At 46.7% G+C, this 19,164-nt stretch carries 23 protein-coding genes; 6 read left to right on the top strand and 17 right to left on the bottom strand.

The window, feature by feature from the left end; genetic code table 11:
• The first annotated feature begins 24 nt into the window (after window positions 1-24).
• A complete protein-coding gene (locus ACXAD6_RS07880; protein WP_474968414.1) occupies window positions 25-1,248 on the top strand; it encodes a nucleotidyltransferase in 1,224 nt (407 codons plus the stop codon).
• A gap of 41 nt (window positions 1,249-1,289) precedes the next feature.
• Here ACXAD6_RS07880 and ACXAD6_RS07875 read toward each other — a convergent pair whose 3' ends face one another.
• Together ACXAD6_RS07875 and ACXAD6_RS07870 are read right to left on the bottom strand one after the other, a co-directional pair.
• Window positions 1,290-2,318: a SepM family pheromone-processing serine protease gene (locus tag ACXAD6_RS07875; protein ID WP_474968413.1), complete on the bottom strand. Its 1,029-nt coding sequence runs from the start codon at window positions 2,316-2,318 to the stop codon at window positions 1,290-1,292.
• The gene (locus ACXAD6_RS07870; protein WP_474968412.1) at window positions 2,305-3,111 is read right to left on the bottom strand and encodes a patatin-like phospholipase family protein; all 807 of its coding nucleotides are present in this window, start codon (window positions 3,109-3,111) and stop codon (window positions 2,305-2,307) included. The genes ACXAD6_RS07875 and ACXAD6_RS07870 overlap by 14 nt, the downstream gene beginning before the upstream one ends.
• 169 nt (window positions 3,112-3,280) lie before the next feature.
• Here ACXAD6_RS07870 and ylbJ point away from each other — a divergent pair, with 169 nt between their 5' ends.
• On the top strand, window positions 3,281-4,450 hold the full coding sequence (ylbJ, locus tag ACXAD6_RS07865) for a sporulation integral membrane protein YlbJ (protein WP_474968411.1): 1,170 nt from the start codon (window positions 3,281-3,283) through the stop codon (window positions 4,448-4,450).
• Window positions 4,451-4,512: 62 nt separating this feature from the next.
• Here ylbJ and coaD read toward each other — a convergent pair whose 3' ends face one another.
• From coaD to ACXAD6_RS07850, 3 genes are all read right to left on the bottom strand, one after another.
• Window positions 4,513-4,989 carry a pantetheine-phosphate adenylyltransferase gene (gene coaD / locus ACXAD6_RS07860; protein ID WP_474968410.1) on the bottom strand — a complete coding sequence of 159 codons (477 nt, stop codon included), beginning with the start codon at window positions 4,987-4,989 and terminating at the stop codon, window positions 4,513-4,515.
• A 12-nt stretch (window positions 4,990-5,001) separates the two neighbouring features.
• The gene (rsmD, locus tag ACXAD6_RS07855; protein ID WP_474968409.1) at window positions 5,002-5,574 is read right to left on the bottom strand and encodes a 16S rRNA (guanine(966)-N(2))-methyltransferase RsmD; all 573 of its coding nucleotides are present in this window, start codon (window positions 5,572-5,574) and stop codon (window positions 5,002-5,004) included.
• 256 nt (window positions 5,575-5,830) lie between these two features.
• Complete coding sequence (locus ACXAD6_RS07850; RefSeq protein ID WP_474968408.1) at window positions 5,831-7,198, bottom strand: hypothetical protein; 1,368 nt, start codon at window positions 7,196-7,198, stop codon at window positions 5,831-5,833.
• A 100-nt stretch (window positions 7,199-7,298) separates the two neighbouring features.
• Here ACXAD6_RS07850 and ACXAD6_RS07845 point away from each other — a divergent pair, with 100 nt between their 5' ends.
• On the top strand, window positions 7,299-7,688 hold the full coding sequence (locus tag ACXAD6_RS07845; protein WP_474968407.1) for a DUF7147 family protein: 390 nt from the start codon (window positions 7,299-7,301) through the stop codon (window positions 7,686-7,688).
• A 34-nt stretch (window positions 7,689-7,722) separates the two neighbouring features.
• Here the strand turns inward: ACXAD6_RS07845 and ACXAD6_RS07840 are convergent, their stop codons facing one another.
• Complete coding sequence (locus tag ACXAD6_RS07840; protein WP_027954088.1) at window positions 7,723-8,001, bottom strand: YlbG family protein; 279 nt, start codon at window positions 7,999-8,001, stop codon at window positions 7,723-7,725.
• 104 nt (window positions 8,002-8,105) lie between these two features.
• Between ACXAD6_RS07840 and ACXAD6_RS07835 the strand changes: the two genes are divergently transcribed.
• Entirely contained in the window at window positions 8,106-8,435 is a 330-nt protein-coding gene (locus ACXAD6_RS07835; RefSeq protein WP_474968406.1) for a hypothetical protein, read from the top strand.
• Here the strand turns inward: ACXAD6_RS07835 and ACXAD6_RS07830 are convergent, their stop codons facing one another.
• From ACXAD6_RS07830 to ACXAD6_RS07820, 3 genes are all read right to left on the bottom strand, one after another.
• Entirely contained in the window at window positions 8,436-8,879 is a 444-nt protein-coding gene (locus tag ACXAD6_RS07830) for a YlbF/YmcA family competence regulator (protein ID WP_474968405.1), read from the bottom strand.
• A 79-nt stretch (window positions 8,880-8,958) separates the two neighbouring features.
• Window positions 8,959-9,327 carry a spore coat protein YlbD gene (gene ylbD, locus ACXAD6_RS07825; RefSeq protein WP_474968404.1) on the bottom strand — a complete coding sequence of 123 codons (369 nt, stop codon included), beginning with the start codon at window positions 9,325-9,327 and terminating at the stop codon, window positions 8,959-8,961.
• Between the two features lie 129 nt (window positions 9,328-9,456).
• The gene (locus ACXAD6_RS07820; RefSeq protein ID WP_027954084.1) at window positions 9,457-9,885 is read right to left on the bottom strand and encodes a CBS domain-containing protein; all 429 of its coding nucleotides are present in this window, start codon (window positions 9,883-9,885) and stop codon (window positions 9,457-9,459) included.
• A 201-nt stretch (window positions 9,886-10,086) separates the two neighbouring features.
• On the opposite strand from ACXAD6_RS07820, the gene ACXAD6_RS07815 reads away from it, so the two are divergent.
• Window positions 10,087-10,563 (top strand): YugN family protein, encoded by a 477-nt coding sequence (locus ACXAD6_RS07815; protein ID WP_474968403.1) that lies wholly within the window; start codon window positions 10,087-10,089, stop codon window positions 10,561-10,563.
• Window positions 10,564-10,689: 126 nt separating this feature from the next.
• The gene (gene ytvI / locus ACXAD6_RS07810) at window positions 10,690-11,748 is read left to right on the top strand and encodes a sporulation integral membrane protein YtvI (protein WP_474968402.1); all 1,059 of its coding nucleotides are present in this window, start codon (window positions 10,690-10,692) and stop codon (window positions 11,746-11,748) included.
• Between the two features lie 133 nt (window positions 11,749-11,881).
• Here ytvI and ACXAD6_RS07805 read toward each other — a convergent pair whose 3' ends face one another.
• The 8 genes from ACXAD6_RS07805 to cyoE all read right to left on the bottom strand — a co-directional run bounded on the left by ACXAD6_RS07805 (window position 11,882) and on the right by cyoE (window position 19,048).
• Complete coding sequence (locus ACXAD6_RS07805) at window positions 11,882-12,421, bottom strand: GNAT family N-acetyltransferase (protein WP_474968401.1); 540 nt, start codon at window positions 12,419-12,421, stop codon at window positions 11,882-11,884.
• Window positions 12,422-12,557: 136 nt separating this feature from the next.
• On the bottom strand, window positions 12,558-13,013 hold the full coding sequence (locus tag ACXAD6_RS07800) for a DUF420 domain-containing protein (protein ID WP_474968400.1): 456 nt from the start codon (window positions 13,011-13,013) through the stop codon (window positions 12,558-12,560).
• Between the two features lie 28 nt (window positions 13,014-13,041).
• On the bottom strand, window positions 13,042-13,941 hold the full coding sequence (ctaG, locus tag ACXAD6_RS07795; RefSeq protein WP_474968399.1) for a cytochrome c oxidase assembly factor CtaG: 900 nt from the start codon (window positions 13,939-13,941) through the stop codon (window positions 13,042-13,044).
• 177 nt (window positions 13,942-14,118) lie between these two features.
• On the bottom strand, window positions 14,119-14,445 hold the full coding sequence (ctaF, locus tag ACXAD6_RS07790; RefSeq protein ID WP_027954078.1) for a cytochrome c oxidase subunit IVB: 327 nt from the start codon (window positions 14,443-14,445) through the stop codon (window positions 14,119-14,121).
• Between the two features lie 3 nt (window positions 14,446-14,448).
• Window positions 14,449-15,072 (bottom strand): cytochrome (ubi)quinol oxidase subunit III, encoded by a 624-nt coding sequence (locus ACXAD6_RS07785; RefSeq protein ID WP_474968398.1) that lies wholly within the window; start codon window positions 15,070-15,072, stop codon window positions 14,449-14,451.
• On the bottom strand, window positions 15,072-16,940 hold the full coding sequence (ctaD, locus tag ACXAD6_RS07780) for a cytochrome c oxidase subunit I (protein WP_474968397.1): 1,869 nt from the start codon (window positions 16,938-16,940) through the stop codon (window positions 15,072-15,074). The genes ACXAD6_RS07785 and ctaD overlap by 1 nt, the downstream gene beginning before the upstream one ends.
• Before the next feature lie 35 nt (window positions 16,941-16,975).
• Window positions 16,976-18,040, bottom strand: coding sequence for a cytochrome c oxidase subunit II (gene coxB, locus ACXAD6_RS07775; RefSeq protein ID WP_474968396.1), 1,065 nt, complete (start codon window positions 18,038-18,040; stop codon window positions 16,976-16,978).
• A 72-nt stretch (window positions 18,041-18,112) separates the two neighbouring features.
• Window positions 18,113-19,048 carry a heme o synthase gene (gene cyoE / locus ACXAD6_RS07770; RefSeq protein ID WP_474968395.1) on the bottom strand — a complete coding sequence of 312 codons (936 nt, stop codon included), beginning with the start codon at window positions 19,046-19,048 and terminating at the stop codon, window positions 18,113-18,115.
• Between the last annotated feature and the right edge of the window lie 116 nt (window positions 19,049-19,164).

Below are 19,164 nucleotides of genomic sequence, written 5' to 3'. Positions count from 1 at the left end.
GAAATCAGCTAAAGGAGGCTTTTTATGAGATCATGCGGGGTTGTTGTCGAGTACAACCCGTTTCATAACGGGCATTACTATCATTTGGAGCAATCCAGGGAGCACTCCGGGGCGGATGTGATGATCGCCATTATGAGCGGTCATTTTCTGCAGCGCGGAGAACCAGCCATAATGGATAAATGGCACCGGGCGAAAACAGCCTTGAAAAACGGGGCGGATCTTGTTCTTGAACTGCCGTTCCTTTATGCCGTCCAGCACAGCGACTATTTCAGCCAGGGAGCTGTTCAGACACTCGCAGAAGCCGGGGTCGACGCGATATGTTTCGGAAGTGAAAGCGGGGATATCGGTGCCTTCATGGACGCATACAGCCATATGAATGACCACCAGGATGAATTTAACGCATCCTTGAAAAGTCACCTGAACGAAGGACATTCTTTCCCTGAATCCTCCCGCCTGGCCTATGAGTCCATCCAGTTCCCTTCAGGAGCGGTCGATCTTTCCCAGCCCAATAACATCCTGGGCTACAGCTATGTCAAACAGATCATGTCCCATGCTCCTTCTGTCACTCCTTTAACCATTCACAGGAAGAACAGCCATTATCATGATGAAAACATCACCGGTCCGATTGCAAGCGCTACAAGCATCCGGAGGCAGATGCTTAAGGCCGGAACTTTGACCAAGGAAACGGAAGAGACCCTGCCGTCGTCCGTCCCGTCCCTTCTGGATGATTATAAACAGATGTACGGCTGCTGGCATGAGTGGGAAGCTTATTTCCACCTGCTCCAATATAAGATCCTGACGATGGATGAAGACACACTCCGCTGTTTCCACGGCGTAGATGAAGGGCTTGAATACCGCTTAAAACGGGCGATGAAAAAAGCAGTCACCTTCGAGGACTTCATGAACCGTGTCAAAACGAAGCGCTATACGTGGACGAGACTTCAGCGGACTATGACCCATGTGCTCGTCGGGACAGACAAAGAGGACGCACGAAGGGGCTTAAGAGAGACGCCCCCTCCCTATGCCCGCATCCTTGGTATGAACGAGTCCGGAAGAAAATATTTGAAATGGGCGAAAAAAGAAACACGCATTCCGTTCATCACCCAGCCACAGGCGATGCAGCATCCGCTTCTTGACCTTGAAGCACGTGCGGCCGCTGCCTATTACAGCCTCTTCCCAGCCGCTGTGCGGGTAAACCGGCTGAATAGAGAATTTGAGGCGCCTGTCATTCTGCCATCCCACCCTTAAAAAAAGCCGTGCCCCTTCCAGGGCACGGCTTTTTATGACAGTCAGCTTTGATCAGCATTCCGTTTTTCTAAATATTCGAGAGCATCCTGGAAAGTGTCGACAGGGACGATTTCCATTTCTGTACCGATTTCTTCTGCTGCCGCTTTGGCGGTTTCATAGTTCGATCCTTCTCTTCCTTCTTCATTAGGGGCAAAGAAAACATCGGCTCCATGTTCTGAGGCTGCCACGACTTTCTTATCAATGCCTCCGATGCGTCCGACGAATCCTTCGTAATTGATTTCCCCTGTTCCAGCGATCTCAAGTCCTTGAGTAATATCCTGTTCTGTCAATTGATCATAGATTTCAAGCGAGAACATCAATCCAGCGCTCGGCCCGCCGATTTCCCCGCTTTTCACATTTACTTCAGGATCTACTTTGACCGTCCTGTCGGTTACAAGCGAAATCCCTAATCCTACTTTTTCCGGCGTATCAGGAAAAGGAGCCAGTTCGATGTCACGCTCCAAGGTTTTTTCTTCACGGATGAGCGTCAAGGTAACCTTTGATCCAGCTTCTTTACCATTCACATAGTCAATCAGGTCACTCGTCTCCTGAATGTCATTGCCATCCACTTTTGTAATTTGATCTCCGGTCTCCAGTACTTCCTCCGCCGGCATCCCTTCAATTACACTCATCACGAAAACACCTTCGTAATTGATTTCAATATCCCTGTCTGCCGCCTGGTAAGCGACCACTTTAGATGCCTCTTGAGAGGATTCCATCATCTGCAGCTGTGCATGGTAATACTCTTCTTCACTTACCCCTTCCGGACGGATGTCTTCGATCGGGTAAATTTGATGAAATGGCTGAAACTGGGCAAGCAGCCAGAGAACCGGCGTCGCTTGTCCACCCCGGACCGTTACGAGGTGCATGTCCCCTTCACTCGGGTAGCCTCCCGCCACTTCTACAATGTCGTCCAGTGCATCCGCAGTCCCTGGTTTGTATATGTAATAAGGCAGACGCCATGAGGTTAACAGGACCGTCACTAAAATAACGATAATCCCTGTAATAACCAGTTTTCTATTCGCTCTCATAATCATTTAACTCCTTCCACGCCGCAAGCTTTCTCTTGATTTCCTCTATCCGATCCTCCGCCGCCTTTTCACCTGCCTTCACGATTTCCTCAAGGTTCGTAAACGCTCGTGAACTGTAGGCCGCTACATCAGGCTTGATCATCACATCTGCATCAGAGGACACCCCGATGGCGTTGACGAGTTCATCCTGCATAATATCGATACTTTGGGTGATCACATCATAAATAGAATGAATGTTGGGGTCGGAATCAAAATGGGCACAATCCACGGCAATAATGAAATCAGCACCCATCTGTTTGGCAACAGAAACAGGAACACGGTCAATCACACCACCGTCTACATACAGTCGGTTATTGATTTTCTCAGGCACAAAGATTCCCGGTATAGCGATACTTGCCCGGACAGCATCACAAGCAGGTCCTGTCGTGAATATCTTTTTTTCTCCGGCATACAGATCTGTAGCTACAATCGAAAGAGGGATTTTAAAATCCTCGATATTGTTACCAAACGTAAACAGCCGGATATATTCTTTAATCCTGCGCCCCTGTACAAAGCCCATCTTAGGCACAGTAAAATCAAGGTAATATTTACGTTTAAAGGTTAAGGCCAGTTTATACATATCATCAATGCTCTGTCCGGCAGCAAAAAAAGAGCCGACGAGAGCTCCCATACTGCTGCCTGCCACCATATCCACAGGAATATCATGATCATGAAGGACTTTAATAACACCCAGGTGAGCGAACCCACGCGCTCCCCCTGAACCAAGCGCAAGGCCGATAACAGGTCTATTCACGGATACTCCCCCTTCATCATGTGGTTTATTTTATGGAATAAACCATTCCCTTATGAGCGTACAAATGATATAGGGACAAGTGGTAACTTTGTCGAAATCTATCACCATTTTACTATTTCCACAATCATAAGTACAGGAAACTGCGGGCGGAAAGGAGGGGGCCTTACCTGTGATAAAAACCATCACTTTCGCTGTATTTGCAGTCGGACTGGCTGCATCTTTAATTTTATTCCCTACTCCCGTTTTAACCGCGAGCTTGAGAGGCCTTGATCTTTGGTGGGAAGTCGTTTTCCCATCCCTTCTTCCTTTTTTCATCACCGCTGAGCTTTTGATCGGGTTCGGTGTCGTCCACGGCCTCGGTGCTGTCAGTGAGCGGATCATGCGTCCGCTGTTCAATGTCCCCGGCTGCGGAGGGTTTGTGTGGGTCATGGGAATGGCCAGCGGATATCCAGCAGGAGCCAGGTGGACAACTGACCTCTACAAAAACGGACAGGTCACAAGAACCGAGGCGGAAAGGCTCGTAGCTTTCACGAACGCCTCCAGCCCTCTATTTATTTTCGGGGCCGTAGCGGTCGGCTTTTTCCACGATGCAGGACTCGGAATTTTAATTGCTGCAGCCCATTACGGCGGCAACTTTATCATTGGTATCCTGATGAGGTTTTATAAAAGAAAGGACCGGACACAAAGGAGGGATCACACCTCCTCTTCTCTCAAAGAGGCCTTCTGGACGATGCACCACTCCAGATTAAGGGACGGCCGGACGCTCGGAAAACTGCTGGGGGATGCAGTGACCAAATCTGTGGATACCCTGCTGATGGTGGGCGGCTTCATCATGCTGTTTTCCGTACTGACCGAATTATTGAAGCAGACGGGGCTCATCCACCTGTTCACCCATTTCCTGGCCCTCACCGCACTCCCGGAAGGGTTTCATGTCCCTTTAACTGCAGGGATGCTTGAACTGACGACAGGGATCGGTGCTGTCACTCAGTCCCATGAATCACTCCCGGCTCAGCTGGCGGCTGTCAGTTTCATCCTCGGATTTCACGGCTTTTCTATACAAGCCCAGATTGCAAGCATTCTGGCAGAGACGGATATACGTTTCCTTCCCTACGCTCTCGCCAGGTGCGCGCACGCCGTCATTGCTGCCTGTCTGACGTACCTGATGTACGTTTTGTATCAGCCTTTTCAGACATCGACCATTCCAAGCTGGAACCCTGCCCGTTCTGATCCGTTTTCCATCCTTGCATTTTTCCAACAGTACGGACCACCGCTGACATTGAGTGCCATCCTGCTGATGATTATCATCCGCTGGCGGACCCAGGCAGTAAAAAATCATTAAATAGAAAGGCTGCCGAGCATCAGCTCGACAGCCTTTATCCGTATATTTATTATACCTTTTGATTAAAATTTTTCAGAAAGTGCTTTTTCCACGGGTGGTGGCACAAGATCACCGATGTTGGCCCGGTATTTCGCTACTTCCTTCACAATGCTTGAACTCAGGAAAGAATACTGATTATTCGTCATAACAAAAAACGTCTCAATATCATCGTTCAGTTTTCTGTTCATGGACGTAATCTGCATTTCATATTCAAAGTCACTAACCGCTCTTAATCCACGGATAATAGCCTGGGCGCCCTTTTCTTCTGCGTAATCCATTAAAAGACCATTGCATGCATCCACAGAAACGTTATCAAGATCTTTAGTCACTTCTTTTAAAAGTGCTGTTCTTTCATGCACATCAAACAGCGGGGATTTACTCTGGTTATTAAACACCGCCACAATGACGTGGTCAAATACTTTCGCTCCCCTGCGGATGATATCCAGATGTCCATATGTAACGGGATCAAAACTTCCCGGGCAGATTGCCAGCCGTGTCATACGTTTCACTCCTCATTCAAAAATAGATACACCGATATTACTGCCATAATGATCGGTTTTCACCCGTTTAAACGGACCCACCTGCTCGGGGATTTTTTCCGAAGCATCATGCTCGCAGATAATTCTCGCTCCTTCAGCAGCAAGATCATGTTCTAAAAGCGCTTCCATCAGCTCCTCATAGGAAAACTTCTTATAAGGAGGATCCAGGAAGATGTAGTCAAACTGAAGCCCGCGTTTCCCCGCTGCTTTCATGGCCCGGTACGCATCCGTACGGAAAACCTCGGTGCGGTCCTCCAGCTTCAGCAGTTCAATGTTTTCATATACGGTTTTGACCGCCTGATGCTGCTGGTCAACAAATACACAGGAACCTACACCCCGGCTGAGTGCTTCGATTCCGAGACCTCCGCTTCCAGCAAAAAGATCGAGAGCCCTGCCTCCATCAAAAAAAGGGCCGATCCCGTGGAACACAGCTTCTTTCACTTTATCTGTCGTTGGACGTGTTTTATGTGTAGGGACAGACTTCAACGGTCTTCCCTTAAAATCGCCTGCAATCACTCGCATCCAGTACACCTCACTTGTCAGCATTCCCCATAATCCTACCACAAATCCGAACAACCAGGGAAGTCCAACCCTGTGATGACGGAGCAAGAAAAAATTTCACCCATCGTGAATAAAAGAAAAGACCTCCGTCCATACTAGTTTTTGAAGCGGATGATACTGCTTCTGAAAACGGAGAAGGCTTACATCCCCATAAGCTCTTCCTCCGGTTTCTCCTCTCCCTTTACTTTTTTGTTTCATTTCGCATGATACAAAAAAGCGGGGCTGTCCTTTATGGACAGCCCTATTTTTTTTGGAAAGTAATCATGCCTTCATCCTTTACCACCTGGATATCGAGGAGATTCTCCAGCTCTTCCTCTTTCATGTACACAACCCCTCCCAGGGACTTAACTACTTCCTCTCCCGTGCCGAAGCCCTCTTCATTCACGATAAAAGAATCCTGATCCACGAAAAAACGAAAATGGTTATCATCTGTCTGTATTCGATACCCCTTTCCGTTTTCAAGGGTGCTCCATGAAAAACCGGACGCTTTTAAAATGGAAGCCAGTGGGTAGTACCAGGCCTGCTTGTACCGGACCGCCCTTCCCTCCAGACGGGCTCGTTGGAATTGGAGAGCCTGATCTACGGTGAAAAAGAAGGGAACATCCTTATTGACTCCTGCCCTTTGGAAGTAATGAGTCGTCCCTTGTGTTATTTCCGAAAGCGTGTCGTCAAGGAAAACCGGAACATTCTCCACCTGATCTTCAGATAGGAGCACTTCTTTCCAGGACTGGAGCTCCTGCGTCGACAAGCCTGACTTTATCTGTTCTCCAGCTTCTGTCAATGGAGGGTCAGAACGATACACGTCCTGGATAACCTGTTTGTGAAAATCAGATAATCCGTCAGCCAATGATTGAAGGTGGGCAGTGAGAATTTCTCCTTCAAGCTTCTCCACCTCCCTGTCTTTCCGTGTCACAAGAGATTCCGCAATTCTTGAATGGCTGCGGTCCAGCTCAACAATCCTCCCGATCTGCCCTTCCAGCGCCCGACGGAGGTCTGCTTTTTGTTCATAGGTAAGGGGCTCATCCTTTTCATAGATGACCGTATTATGTTCAACCTTCCATAAATCCTGCTGTGTTTGATCAGCAGCGAATAAAGGAAAGGGCTCTTCCGCCACCTGGAAGCGGTAATAATGGACATGTTCCATAGCGATGCTGCTCTCCAGCTTCACAGGAGCCGTCCATATCAAAGCTTCCTTTGAGAAGTCCTTTACAGTCAAGGTGAAAGGGATATCCTGGTATTCACCATCCTTGTGGAGTTTCAAAAGCCATGACTGATCGACAAAACCCTCTTCAAAAGGCTGTTGATAGTGAACAGTCACAGGGTCCCCGCCCTCGTAGTTCAACTGCTGATGGTCCATCCAGCAGGAACGGCCGTTTTCATAAGAACAGGACAGCTCCCCGGCCTTCACCGGTAATTCAACTTTGTAAATGCCCGGCGCCAGGTTGTGAAACGTATAAGAAATGTGGAGCGTGCTCCTTTCCACATGGACGCCCACCTCTCCTGACCCTTCTGGCTCTTCCCCCTTCTTCTCTAACCCGCTCCATGGGTATAATAAGACCAACATGCCGCCGATCAAAATGATGGAGGCCATCCTAACAAAGAACTTCATAGGGCAACCCACCTGCTGCTTCTAGTATATTTATCGTTCACATTTAGAAAAAAACATGCTACGTTTAGTTTAATGGATACGAGAAAGGACGTACATGCTCATGATACAAAAATTTATTGAACTCGGCGAAGGCTACGCCGATATTTATGAACTGATTGAAATGGGGGAGCGGATGCCTGATCGCATTCAGCATGCCATCGCCTTTTACTGCGAGAAAGAAGGAAGACCTTCCGCTTCCCTCGCGTTGGTCATGAACCCGACGGCAAACGGGAAATTCCAGCCGATTTACATATGTCGTGAAGGAATCCCTAATCCGCATGAGATTCCGAATCAGCGGTTTGAGCTTTTTCAAAAGATGGTGAAGCAGGCGGATAAGGAAGTTCATGAGTTTACCATCAAACCTTCCTCCCTGTTTCCGGAAACGGAATTATATTATCAGCATTTGATCGGGATTTTACGGATGAACCGGTACATTGCTCCATTAAGCTGAAAAAAGCGCCCCGGAGGGCGCTTTTTTTGTGGAATCATATTCCCATTTTATAATCATACTGCTTCGCTTTATCAGGCTTGGAATTTTCATAATCCGTGCGCACTTCCGGTTTATGCGAAGGGACAACACGGGAAACGAAAGGTAACCGCTCCAGTTTTTCCATCTTGAATTCAACATCCTCTTGATTCACATAAAGTAACGCATACTTCATCTTTTTGGAGGCGTAGATCAAGTGACCGTGTTTTTTTATCTGTCTAATATTTTTCATATGCTGAAAATATACGATAAGACCTTGCCGGTTTGTTTTGTTCATACCATCCCTCGACTCCCTGTGGAACGTTGATTTCTAACGTAAGTGTACCAAATCCTCAGGACGGGGGCAATGAAATCAGACAATTTCAGAAAGGAGTGTCCAGGATGTGGACTGACCACGAAAGAGCCGTGCAGCTGTTTGAAAAGCTGCTGAATGAATCCGATCTCCTATTAAAAGCAGAGTTCAAATCGTTTACAGGTCTTCCTTTTGTCTATGTGTATCCAAAAGAGAACACCTCACAAAAGGAGATGGAAGAACAATTAAAATGGTGTGCGGCGAAAGCGATGAAAGGAAAACGCCTGAGCCTTGCGATGAATTATGTACGCAGGACTCAGACGTTTTATGTTTACCGTGTGCGGTTTCTCGTCCCGCAGAGAAAAATGTTCTGCTGCGGCAATTTCTGTGACGACTGCATCCGTTTTACGAACCCGTAATCAGGAAGCACACCCGCAGCTTCCCCCACTGCCACAGCCGCCGCTGCAGCCTGTGTCTGTCAGGGCCATGCCGTTCTTAGGCACTTTGATCTGCTGACTCACACTGAAGGCAACACTCTCACTGATTTCATCCAGCAGTTTTTGGATATTCCGTTCTGCCCGCTTGAACCGGGCCACCGTTTCATGCATGTCCATCTCGCGTTTTACGGTGCGGACCTGCTTCATGATGGAGTTATAATCAGGGTGGTAGCGTCCAAATCGCTGCACATCCTCATAATGATCTTTCATATCTGCAAAGCTTTTAATGAGTCTCTGCGCCTCTTTATCTTGTTCAAGGGCAGATTTTGCCTCCTGATATTGCTGCATCGTTTCAGAATGTAGAACCATCTGGCCAATCGTTTCTGAACGGTCCAAAAGATCGACAATTTCCATTGTTGCTAACATACTGTATGTCCACCTCCCTCTCTATCTTATCAAATAGAAAAGCAGATGGAAATGAGAGAAACTTTCCACCTGCAAGAAATTAATAATACGGATATTCAAATTCCTGCTCATCTTTTTGGCGTGTTTTTCTTACATCCGTCATAAACTGCTGAAACTGCCCGATCGCTCCATTCAATTCCTCTATCTGCTTCGAGACCTCTTCCCAGTTCAAATCTTCCATAAGGACACCCAGTTGTTTCAGCCAATCCATCTTCTTTGTCGTATCAATTTTCTTCTCCGCCTCAGGCAGACTTTCCCAAAAAGGGTCATCCTCACCGAGGATCATAAACTTTTCATAATAGCTTTGAATAAGCTTATGATCTTTTCTCAATTGATTTTTGACGCCGGGGTGTTGATCGACAAATGCTTTGAACTGCTGGACAGATGGATGCAGTTCCCCTGTACTCATCCTCATCCCACCTCACACTTAAAAACTAACAGTATAGCCTATGCATCATGTAGGCAGGCGTTCATCTAAACGGAAAATCCCCTTCATGGATGAAATAAAAAAAGCCTGCGGCAGGCAGGCTTTCCATTATTAATGAAGTTCAGGCCGTTCTGAAATATCCTGCAGCGCCACACCTGCTGCATGATCAGACATCTCATCTGTGGACAGGTCACCAAGGGAGATGATTCCGGCCAGACGTCCGTTTTCAACAACAGGCAGGCGGCGGACCTGGTGTTGAGCCATGATACGGCTCGCTTCTTCCAGGGAACAATCCGGTGCGCAGTTGTACATCCGGTCACTCATCACCTGCTGAATTGGTGTTGAATCCGGTTTTTTATCCGCATAGCCGCGGATAACCAAGTCACGGTCTGTGACCATACCCATCACATTGCCTTGATCGTCGCAGACAGGAACAGCCCCGACGTTTTTGTCTTTCATCAGCTTGGCTGCATCACTTAGTTGGTCACTCGTCTGACAAACGGAAACATCCTTCGTCATGATATCTTTTACAGTTTTCATACAAAGATCCTCCTCATTGATCATGATCACTGTTTAGTGTCCCCGATCGACCGAATTTATTACATGCAGCCTCTGTCTATTTATAGTATAATGATGAGGAAACTGCTGACACGCCCTGGTGTTTCTGCCAGGAATTGCAACCTGGGTCATTTCATACTAAAATGAAGGAAGATACATACCAAATAGGTGAGGTGGAAAGTAATGAAATTAGAAGGCACTGGTCTTGAAGGTCTTGTGGTCGATTACAAACCATTGACTGAAATCATGGAGAAAAACGGATTTATCCTGGGCGGTTCCTGGGATTATGAACGTGTTACATATGATTACAAACTAATGGCTCCTGAGAAAAACATTACCCACTACGTCCGGATTCAAGGGTTTGCCCTTGAAGGAGACGTTGATAAAGGAGATGCGGTGATCCGTCTGATGAAGCCGCTGCTCGGCCGTCATTACTACCCTCACGGTGTAGAATACGGGCATCAGGAAGGTTTCTCAGATGACATGATCCAAAAAGCCAAAGCACTGATTGCCAAAGTAGCTGAACCTGCGAAAAAATACCACAGCCAGGTACCGGAGCACGTTGTCCTGGACAAGCTGAAAAAATGGGCACAGGAAAACGAAAACGACGAAGTCCTGCAAAAAGTGGAAGAGCTTTCAAACGACCCGGACCGCCGCTGAGGTTCACCCAATAAGTGATTTCTTTAGTCGCACATCATTGTATGGTGAGCGGCTTTTTTTAAAACCGGAATCCCCCGGATAAGAAAATCACTTGATTTTAATGGGGAAAGGAGAAAATTACATAAATTGTTACGCTATCTTTCAAAAAAACAATGGATTCTACTTATACTTTCCATCCTGCTCATCGTGGCAGGTTACTTCATCCTGCCTGTGTCCATTCCCTTGATCCTTGCGTTTGTGACGGCCCTGTTTTTAAACCCAGCCGTACGTCTGATGCAGTTCCGGTTCCGGATCAACAGAAAAATGTCGGTGACGATTGTCTTTCTGCTGTTTCTCATTCTACTCGGACTGCTTGGAGCTTTTGCTGTCACAAGAGCTGTCACGCAGGTGGTCCAGCTGGCAGATAACGCACCGTTATACATTAATCAAATAAACAATGTGCTGTTAGACTGGGAAAAACACATGGCCAGCTTCACTCAAAATATGCCGAAGGAATTCGTCGATAAAGTGACCAATGAAATATACAACACCGTCGACCGGACCACTACGGCCATTTCAGAAAGGCTGCAGCTGGGCAACATTGCAGCTGCAGCAGCAAAAATCCCGGAACTGCTTGTCAGCTTCCTCGTTTACTTGATTGCGTTGTTTCTGTTCATGCTTGAACTTCCGCGTCTGCGTGAAAAGATGCATGACTCTTTTACTGAAGCCACATCTGAAAAAGTGAAGTTCATGAACGCCCGTCTCGGGTATGTCGTTTTTGGCTTTTTAAAGGCACAGTTTCTTGTAAGTATCATTATTTTTGTCGTCTCCCTTATTGGACTGCTCTGGATTACGCCGGAGGTGGCCGTCATCATGTCGCTGATTATATGGGCGATTGATTTTGTCCCGATAATTGGTTCCATAGTTATTCTCGGTCCATGGTCCGTGTACATGTTCATTGTCGGGGATATTGCCATGGGAACACAGCTGGGTGTCCTGGCTGTAATCCTGCTTGCCATACGAAGAACTGTAGAGCCAAAGGTGATGGGACGACACATCGGGTTATCTCCGCTGGCTACATTGATTGCTATGTATCTTGGTCTGCAGCTGATCGGTCTGCTTGGATTCATCCTTGGACCGCTCGTGGTTATTGCCTTTAACTCAGCCAAAGAAGCCGGCATTATCAAATGGAACTATAAACTTTAACATCAATGACATCTGTATGTAGATCACACCCTCTCCAAAGGCAGCCGGGAGAAACCAAACAGAACACTTCCTTACGGGGGTACTTTTTATACAAACAAAAAACCTGAAGAGGTGCTTCAGGTTTTTTGCTGCTTTATTTAGCCTTATATGAATTCTCTTTATGGTCATTTCTTGCTTTTTCCTTCTTGAAGACCAGAATGTCCTGGCTTCTTCCTGTATGAGAAAAACCATTATTGATCAAAACTTTTTGTGACGGAATATTTCCTTTATCACACTGAGCCTCAATGCCTTCCACCCCCGGCTGGGTGAATGCCCAACGGCACAACTCGCCGACGGCTTCGGAAGCATAGCCTGCATTCCTCTCCGAGGCAACGACATGATAGCCGATTTCGATGTTCCCATCCTCATCAGGGCTCCCTTTAAAGCCGATATCTCCAACGACATGTTCCCCTGCGGCGTCCATCATCACCCAGGGACCAAACCCCATTTCTTCTGCACGCTCCTCCAATCGTTCCGTATAAATAGGCAGCATGGCTTTCAAGCCGTCATGAGGCCAGTTTTTGTTCCAGGGGAGCTGGTATTGATAATAAAAAGCCAATGAATTCTTCATTAAGGTTTGAGCCAGATCAAGGGTGATCGGAAAAATCCGCAGCCTTCCTGTATTAATTTCCACTTTTATCCATCCCTTTCATTATGTAGGCAGATTATGTCCATCGGTTCTCCTATTCCTTTTATCCCCGTGGTTTAAACAATAAAAACACTTCTTTCAAAATAAAAACAACGGACCGTTCGTACGGTCCGTTGTTTCCTCACCCTCCAAGTATAGCCTTGATCATACTTGTGGTCGTTCCACCATCATAGATGATATATAAGAGCAGGTAGACGGCTACTCCGGTAACCGCTGTACAGAACCAGATCACGCTTGTCACGGGCCCCACACGCCGGTGCCTGCTGATCTTCCGTTTAAAAGCAAGGACGAGTGTAACAATTCCAAAGACCGCCCCCACTGTTGCCAGGAAGATGTGGAAAATTAAAAAGATAGTATAAAAAATTTTAATGTCGTCCGGACCGCCAAAGCTTGTGTTTCCTACAACAATGGTCCGGCTTACGTAAATAATGAAAAATGTCAGGGCACTGACAGCGGCCGCTATCATCACTTTCCTGTGCGGCTCCCTTCTTTCCTTTACGATCAACACCCAGCCGACTGCAACTAAAACAGCGCTCAAAACGATGAAAAATGTACTCAACGTCGGCAGCAAAGGCATACCTTCACCTCTCCTCAATCAAATCTCTCTATGTTTCCGACGACAGCTCACCAGGAAGCGGATCAATGGTATCACGCTCACGGTTGAACCAGCTGAAGAAAATATAGGCGATGACGGAACCAAATATGATTTCCTGTGTCACCTTCATAATGATGCCACCCAGCTGCTGATCTTCAATAAGCGGCATCGGAGTGAAATAAGCCGGACCGCTTAAGCTTGCAGATAAGTCCGACAGCACGTTAACGGGTACGCACAGACTCATGGCCTGCAGCCAGGCGCCTGCTTCTGAATAGGTCGCATACAGCGGGGACCCTGCAAAAATAATCAATCCACACGCAGGTGTAATCAGTACCCCATTCGCAAATATGAACCCGATTTTCATAATGGGACTGAGAGCATCCATACTTTCGAGAGGTGGAAATATGGAAATCCACATACAAAAGGCGGTAATCAAAATGACGGTAGTAATCACCGCATGGGCGGTTTCACTGGATTTGGCGTAGTCAAAAATAACCGGCATATGGTAAAGCGAAAACAACCCATTAAACAAAATCAAAGATAGGAGCGGCTTTGTCAACAGCTTCATCACTGGACGTACAACGTTCTGTTTGAACAGCCATTCCCATATCCATGCGGGAATCCCACGTATGATAAGGATCGGAAACAAAAGGTAATACAAAGCCATCTGCGTCATATGGGCCGTAAACATGATGTGCCCCAGTAAATCAACAGGAGATCCTTTTACGATATACAAGAGCACAAGGCCTGTATAAAACATAAACTGCCGGGCTGGATTGGGCCTCTCCTCCCCCTTTTTCCTGCCGGGGCCTGTGATGTAGAAATAGACCAGAGCCAGTCCGAGGACAAACAGAAAGTAAAAAGGACTCCATAACGCCCGAAACCCGAATATTTGTAGTTCCAACCACATTGGTGTCTCACCTCAGATTGTAGACTTATACGTTTTCATTTTACCTAATTTAACTATAAAAAACGAGCCTTCCAGGCAGAATTTTACGATTGTTCATAATTTAGCCATAACTGTTGATAGACGCAAAAAGACCGGATATCCGGTCTTTTTGCTTTTCACCTATCTGATTTTTAGTGATTACCACCAGATGATCGAAGTAAAGGTGATAATCGTCAGAAGAGCGACAGCTGCTCCCCCGTACATCATTAATGCAACCATATCATGCCCCTTGTTTTTCATATGCATGAAATAGTAAAGCTGGAAAGCGACCTGCACGATAGCAAGGATGATCAGCGTAGGAATAATGAAATAGGAATTCACTTCCATGACGACCATACCAAAGGCAATCAGCGTAAACAGGATCATTAAAGCAAAGGTCAGGACCTGGTGCTTCATTTCCTCTTTATGCTGCTGCTTCTCATATTCCACTTTGTGCATCGGTTTGGATTGTGTTTGATCAGCCATCCGTTAACCCACCTTTCCCATAAGGTATACAACGGTGAAGATGAACACCCATACGACGTCAATGAAGTGCCAGTATAGGCTGGCGATATAATACTTCGGAGCGTTGTACAGATTCAGTCCTCTCTTCCGGTTCCGGAGAAGAAGAGCCGTAATCCAGCTGAGTCCGAACAATACGTGTCCGCCGTGGAAACCAACGAGCGTATAGAATGCGGATCCAAACGCTGAAGAACGGAACGTGAATCCATACTCATGGATGTAATGGTAGAACTCATAAATCTCACATCCAAGAAACGCGAGACCGAGAAAGACCGTAATGGCAAGCCACGTCTGCATCTTGCTGAAATTATGGTTTTTCATATGGTACATCGCATAAACGCTGGTCAATGAGCTTGTAAGGAGAAGCATCGTCATGATGAACACAAGTTCCAGGCCGAACAGGTGGTCAGGTGTATTCTCCCCCTGTGTGGATCCATTCAGAGCGAGATAGGTACCGAAAAGACTCGCGAAAAGCACCGTTTCTCCTCCAAGAAAGAACCAAAAGCCCAGAAATTTATTTTTTCCTTCAAGGGTGGCCTTTTCTGGATCATGGGGCATATGCTTCGGATTTAGAACGTCTTCATGACTCATTATCTGCCCACCCCTTTCTTAATATCTTCTTCCAGTTCTTCTTTATGAATATGATGGCCGAGATCGTCTTTCAGTGAGCGGATCAGCATAGAACCAAGCGTGATTCCCATACCTGCAAAGACGGCGATAAGCCATGCTGGATCATCAACCTGGTAGATGAATCCAAATCCTGCGATGAACAGCCCAAGAGAAATCGTAAATGGAAGAATTGAAGCGTTAGGCATATGAATATCCCCCAGCGGTTCTGCCGGTGTCATGCCTTCTTTTCCATCCATTTTTTCCACCCATAGCGGATCAAGACCACGTACAAGTGGTGTTTGAACGAAGTTGTAGTGCGGCGGTGGTGACGGAATGGACCATTCGAGCGTACGGCCGTTCCAAGGATCACCGCTGACCTTTTTCTCTTTTACAGACGTGTACACAACGTTAATCAGGAAGATGACTGTACCAATAGCCATCAGGAATGCACCAATCGTACTGATTAAGTTTCCTGCATCGAGACCCTGTCCCTCCAGGAAGACCCAGTAACGACGCGGCATTCCCATAAGACCAAGGAAGTGCTGGATAAAAAACGTCAGATGGAAACCGATGAAAAACGGCCAGAATGCCAATTTTCCAAGTTTCTCGTTCAGAACTTTACCGAACATTTTCGGCCACCAGTAGTGAAGGGATGCAAATATACCGAAGACGACCCCTCCGACGATAACGTAGTGGAAGTGTCCAACAACGAAATACGTATCGTGATACTGATAGTCCGCTGCTGCGGCCGCAAGCATAACCCCTGTCATTCCTCCAATTGTAAATGACGGGATAAAAGCGATGGACCAGAGCATGGCGGAGGTCATTTTAATCTGACCGCCCCACATCGTAAACAGCCAGTTAAAGATTTTAATTCCTGTAGGTACGGCAATGGCCATCGTTGCTACAGCAAAGATGGAGTTGGCAATCGGTCCCATCCCGACCGTAAACATATGGTGAGCCCATACCATGAATCCAAGGAACCCGATCAGGACTGTCGCAAATACCATAGCGGAATAACCGAACAGGCGTTTCTTGGAAAAGTTGGAGAAAATATCACTGAATGCTCCGAATAACGGAAGAATTAAAATGTATACTTCCGGGTGTCCGAAAATCCAGAAAAGGTGTTCCCAGATAATAACGTTACCACCGAGACCGACATCAAAGAATGCAGATCCGAACATCCGGTCAAACATCATGAGGAACAAACCGACCGTCAAAGCCGGGAAAGCAAATAAAATCAATGTGCTGGTTACGAACGTAGACCATGTAAACAGCGGCATACGCATATAAGTCATCCCGGGCGCTCTCATATTGACGATGGTTACAAGGAAGTTAATCCCCCCGATTAACGTCCCTGCCCCTGAGATCTGCAGCCCCATGACATAGTAGTCCACGCCGTGTCCCGGGGAGGATGTTGAGAGCGGTGCATAGTTGGTCCATCCCGCATCCGGCGCCCCTCCTGTAAACCAGGAAACATTCAACAGAAGACCCCCGAACAAAAACAGCCAGAAGCCGAGTGAGTTCAGGAATGGAAAGGCAACGTCCCTTGCCCCTATCTGCAGAGGGACGACCGCATTCATTAGAGCAAATATAAGCGGCATAGCTGCCAGAAAGATCATTGTTGTTCCATGCATCGTAATCATTTCATTATAGAGTCCAGCTGAGATGAAATTGTTATCCGGTTTCATCAGCTGAATACGAATTAACATGGCTTCAAGTCCGCCGATTAAGAAAAACAATCCGCCGGCTACCAAATATAAGTGGGCTATTTTTTTGTGGTCAACCGTAGTTAAGTAATCCCAAATCGCAGCGCCGAGCCCACGCTTTTGTGCTGTTGCAGTACTCACGCTTTAACCTCCCTTTTCAACCTCTTTCTCAAAACTTATTCGCTTGCTTCAATGACAGGAACGTCCTGACCGACATCCGAATGCTGCAGCTCCAGCAGATAGTCAGCAATCTTATCAGCCTCTTCCTCTGTCACGAGCTCTGCAGGCATTTGGTTGCCCGGCTTAATTTCATCAGGGTGCACGATCCAGTCTTTCAGGTTTTCTTTTGTAGGCTCAAGAATACCGGCGATTTTGGAACGGTTTCCAAAGTTGGCCAGGTTGGGGCCTACCCCCGCAGAACCTCCGCCGATGGCATGGCAGCTCATGCAGTTGTTGTTGAACAATTCCTGCCCTTCCTGAGCTGAAGCGGTTTCAGGTTCAGCTTCAGGATCCACATTTTTCATATCCTCCACCCACTGGTCATATTGGTCAGGACTGACCGCTACGACTTTAAAGTACATCAATGAATGGGAAGGACCGCACAATTCTGCACAGAACCCTTCATAAACCCCTTCTTCATAAGCTTCTAAGTACATCGTGTTCGTGTTTTCACCAGGGTTGGTGTCCATCTTACCAGAAATAGCAGGAACCCAGAATGAATGGATCACATCGCTGGATTTCATGTTTAAGTATACCCTTTCATTTGTAGGTATATAGAGTTCCTGGCTCGTTGAAATTTCCTGGTCGGCGTATGTAAACTGCCACCAATACTGATTCCCTGTTACATCGATCGTCAGTGTCCCTTCATCATCCTGGGAAGATTGATCCGCAAGATCAAACGTTGCCTGAACCGTAGGGATTGCAAGTACAAGCAGGAGAATAATTGGAATGACTGTCCAGATCACTTCCAACGCCTTGTTTCCTTCCGTCTGCTTCGGAATCCTGTCTTCCTGTCCTTTTTTCTCCCGGAATCGGAATAGAACGAAAGCATAGATTGCCATGACGATAACAAAGACAAAAATCATGATTGCAATGCTGATCATCATTAGATCAAATAATAATTCCGATCCGTATCCCTTTGGTTTTAAAGCGCTAACATTTTCAATACCACAACCGGTAAGAATCAGTGTCAGTGTACCAAAGAGTATTAACGAACGGAATTTTCCCATCCAACCTCTCATCTGAAATACCTCTCTTTCTTTTGTCATGCATGATTTATTTAATAACCGACCCCCGGAGCGGGGGTCAGTTCATTAAAATGGGAAAGGCAGTGTCACGATTACCATCATAAAAAACAGGATGGTCATATAATTCAAAGAATAAACAAACATCCATGTGGCCCATTTATCATCATTCTTCATAAAGAAACCAGCTATACCCAGGGCCAGCCAGCCAAAGGATAAAAGGAAAGCTGTGACAAGAAAAACAGGACCCAGAGATGCCAGATATACCGGCAGGGGCAGGAGACATGCGACGTAGACGACGATCTGACGCTTTGTCATCTTAAACCCGTGTACAACAGGCAGCATCGGAATACCCGCAGCCTTATATTCATCTTTTTTCTTCATGGCAAGCGCCAGGAAGTGAGGCGTCTGCCAGATGAACATAATCAGAAATAGAATCAGGGCTTCAAGCTGAAGGCCCGGATCCACCGCAGCCCAGCCGATCAGCGGCGGGACAGCGCCGGAAAAACTTCCGATCACCGTGTTGATCGTGTATCGGCGTTTTGACCACATCGTATAAAGGACGACGTAGACAAACCATCCGAATGCCCCCCATAATGCTGCCTGCCATGTAGTGAAAAGCAGAACAACAAACCCCAGTATGGAGAGAGCGATTCCCATATTTTTAATTACAGGCAGTGATATGGAGCCTGTAACGGTGGGACGCGTTTGAGTTCTCGACATGATCGGATCGATGTCCCGATCATACCAGTTGTTAATAACACAGCCACCCGCTATCACCAGAGCGGTACCAAGCATCGTTAACAGGAAAGTGACCCACTGGTCTGTGAATAGAGTGCCTGTAAAATATAAGGCCAGCCAGAACCCTGTAAACGCGGTAATCAAATTAGAGTTAATAATACCAACTTTGATTAAACTTTTTATATCAGCTAACAAAGTAGTTTCCTGGGTTTTTGTTTGGATCATTTCTGTAGAAGCAGATTCGACTGTTCTTGGATTGTCCATCGTTTATCTTCCTCCTTCTACTTCCCCTGATTCATCATTGTAACAAGTTCATGACGAAACAGGAGATGTTTCCGTCCTTGCACGTATCCCAGTGACAAGAAACATCAAAATAATTG

The sequence above is a fragment of the Halobacillus sp. ABH2_015 genome (assembly GCF_056158945.1).
The sequence above is the reverse complement of the archived record's forward strand: the minus strand, read 5'-3'. Positions and strand labels throughout refer to the sequence as shown.

Excerpts from the sequence above, each read along its gene's own strand:
- ACXAD6_RS07880 (WP_474968414.1), top strand. The coding sequence starts at position 25 with ATGAGATCATGCGGGGTTGTTGTCGAGTACAACCCGTTTCATAACGGG.
- ACXAD6_RS07875 (WP_474968413.1), bottom strand. The coding sequence starts at position 2,318 with ATGAGAGCGAATAGAAAACTGGTTATTACAGGGATTATCGTTATTTTA.
- coaD (WP_474968410.1), bottom strand. The coding sequence starts at position 4,989 with ATGACACGGCTGGCAATCTGCCCGGGAAGTTTTGATCCCGTTACATAT.
- rsmD (WP_474968409.1), bottom strand. The coding sequence starts at position 5,574 with ATGCTGACAAGTGAGGTGTACTGGATGCGAGTGATTGCAGGCGATTTT.
- ACXAD6_RS07850 (WP_474968408.1), bottom strand. The coding sequence starts at position 7,198 with ATGAAGTTCTTTGTTAGGATGGCCTCCATCATTTTGATCGGCGGCATG.
- ACXAD6_RS07845 (WP_474968407.1), top strand. The coding sequence starts at position 7,299 with ATGATACAAAAATTTATTGAACTCGGCGAAGGCTACGCCGATATTTAT.
- ACXAD6_RS07840 (WP_027954088.1), bottom strand. The coding sequence starts at position 8,001 with ATGAACAAAACAAACCGGCAAGGTCTTATCGTATATTTTCAGCATATG.
- ACXAD6_RS07835 (WP_474968406.1), top strand. The coding sequence starts at position 8,106 with ATGTGGACTGACCACGAAAGAGCCGTGCAGCTGTTTGAAAAGCTGCTG.
- ACXAD6_RS07830 (WP_474968405.1), bottom strand. The coding sequence starts at position 8,879 with ATGTTAGCAACAATGGAAATTGTCGATCTTTTGGACCGTTCAGAAACG.
- ylbD (WP_474968404.1), bottom strand. The coding sequence starts at position 9,327 with ATGAGTACAGGGGAACTGCATCCATCTGTCCAGCAGTTCAAAGCATTT.
- ACXAD6_RS07820 (WP_027954084.1), bottom strand. The coding sequence starts at position 9,885 with ATGAAAACTGTAAAAGATATCATGACGAAGGATGTTTCCGTTTGTCAG.
- ACXAD6_RS07815 (WP_474968403.1), top strand. The coding sequence starts at position 10,087 with ATGAAATTAGAAGGCACTGGTCTTGAAGGTCTTGTGGTCGATTACAAA.
- ACXAD6_RS07800 (WP_474968400.1), bottom strand. The coding sequence starts at position 13,013 with ATGCCTTTGCTGCCGACGTTGAGTACATTTTTCATCGTTTTGAGCGCT.
- ctaG (WP_474968399.1), bottom strand. The coding sequence starts at position 13,941 with ATGTGGTTGGAACTACAAATATTCGGGTTTCGGGCGTTATGGAGTCCT.
- ctaF (WP_027954078.1), bottom strand. The coding sequence starts at position 14,445 with ATGGCTGATCAAACACAATCCAAACCGATGCACAAAGTGGAATATGAG.
- ACXAD6_RS07785 (WP_474968398.1), bottom strand. The coding sequence starts at position 15,072 with ATGAGTCATGAAGACGTTCTAAATCCGAAGCATATGCCCCATGATCCA.
- coxB (WP_474968396.1), bottom strand. The coding sequence starts at position 18,040 with ATGAGAGGTTGGATGGGAAAATTCCGTTCGTTAATACTCTTTGGTACA.
- cyoE (WP_474968395.1), bottom strand. The coding sequence starts at position 19,048 with ATGGACAATCCAAGAACAGTCGAATCTGCTTCTACAGAAATGATCCAA.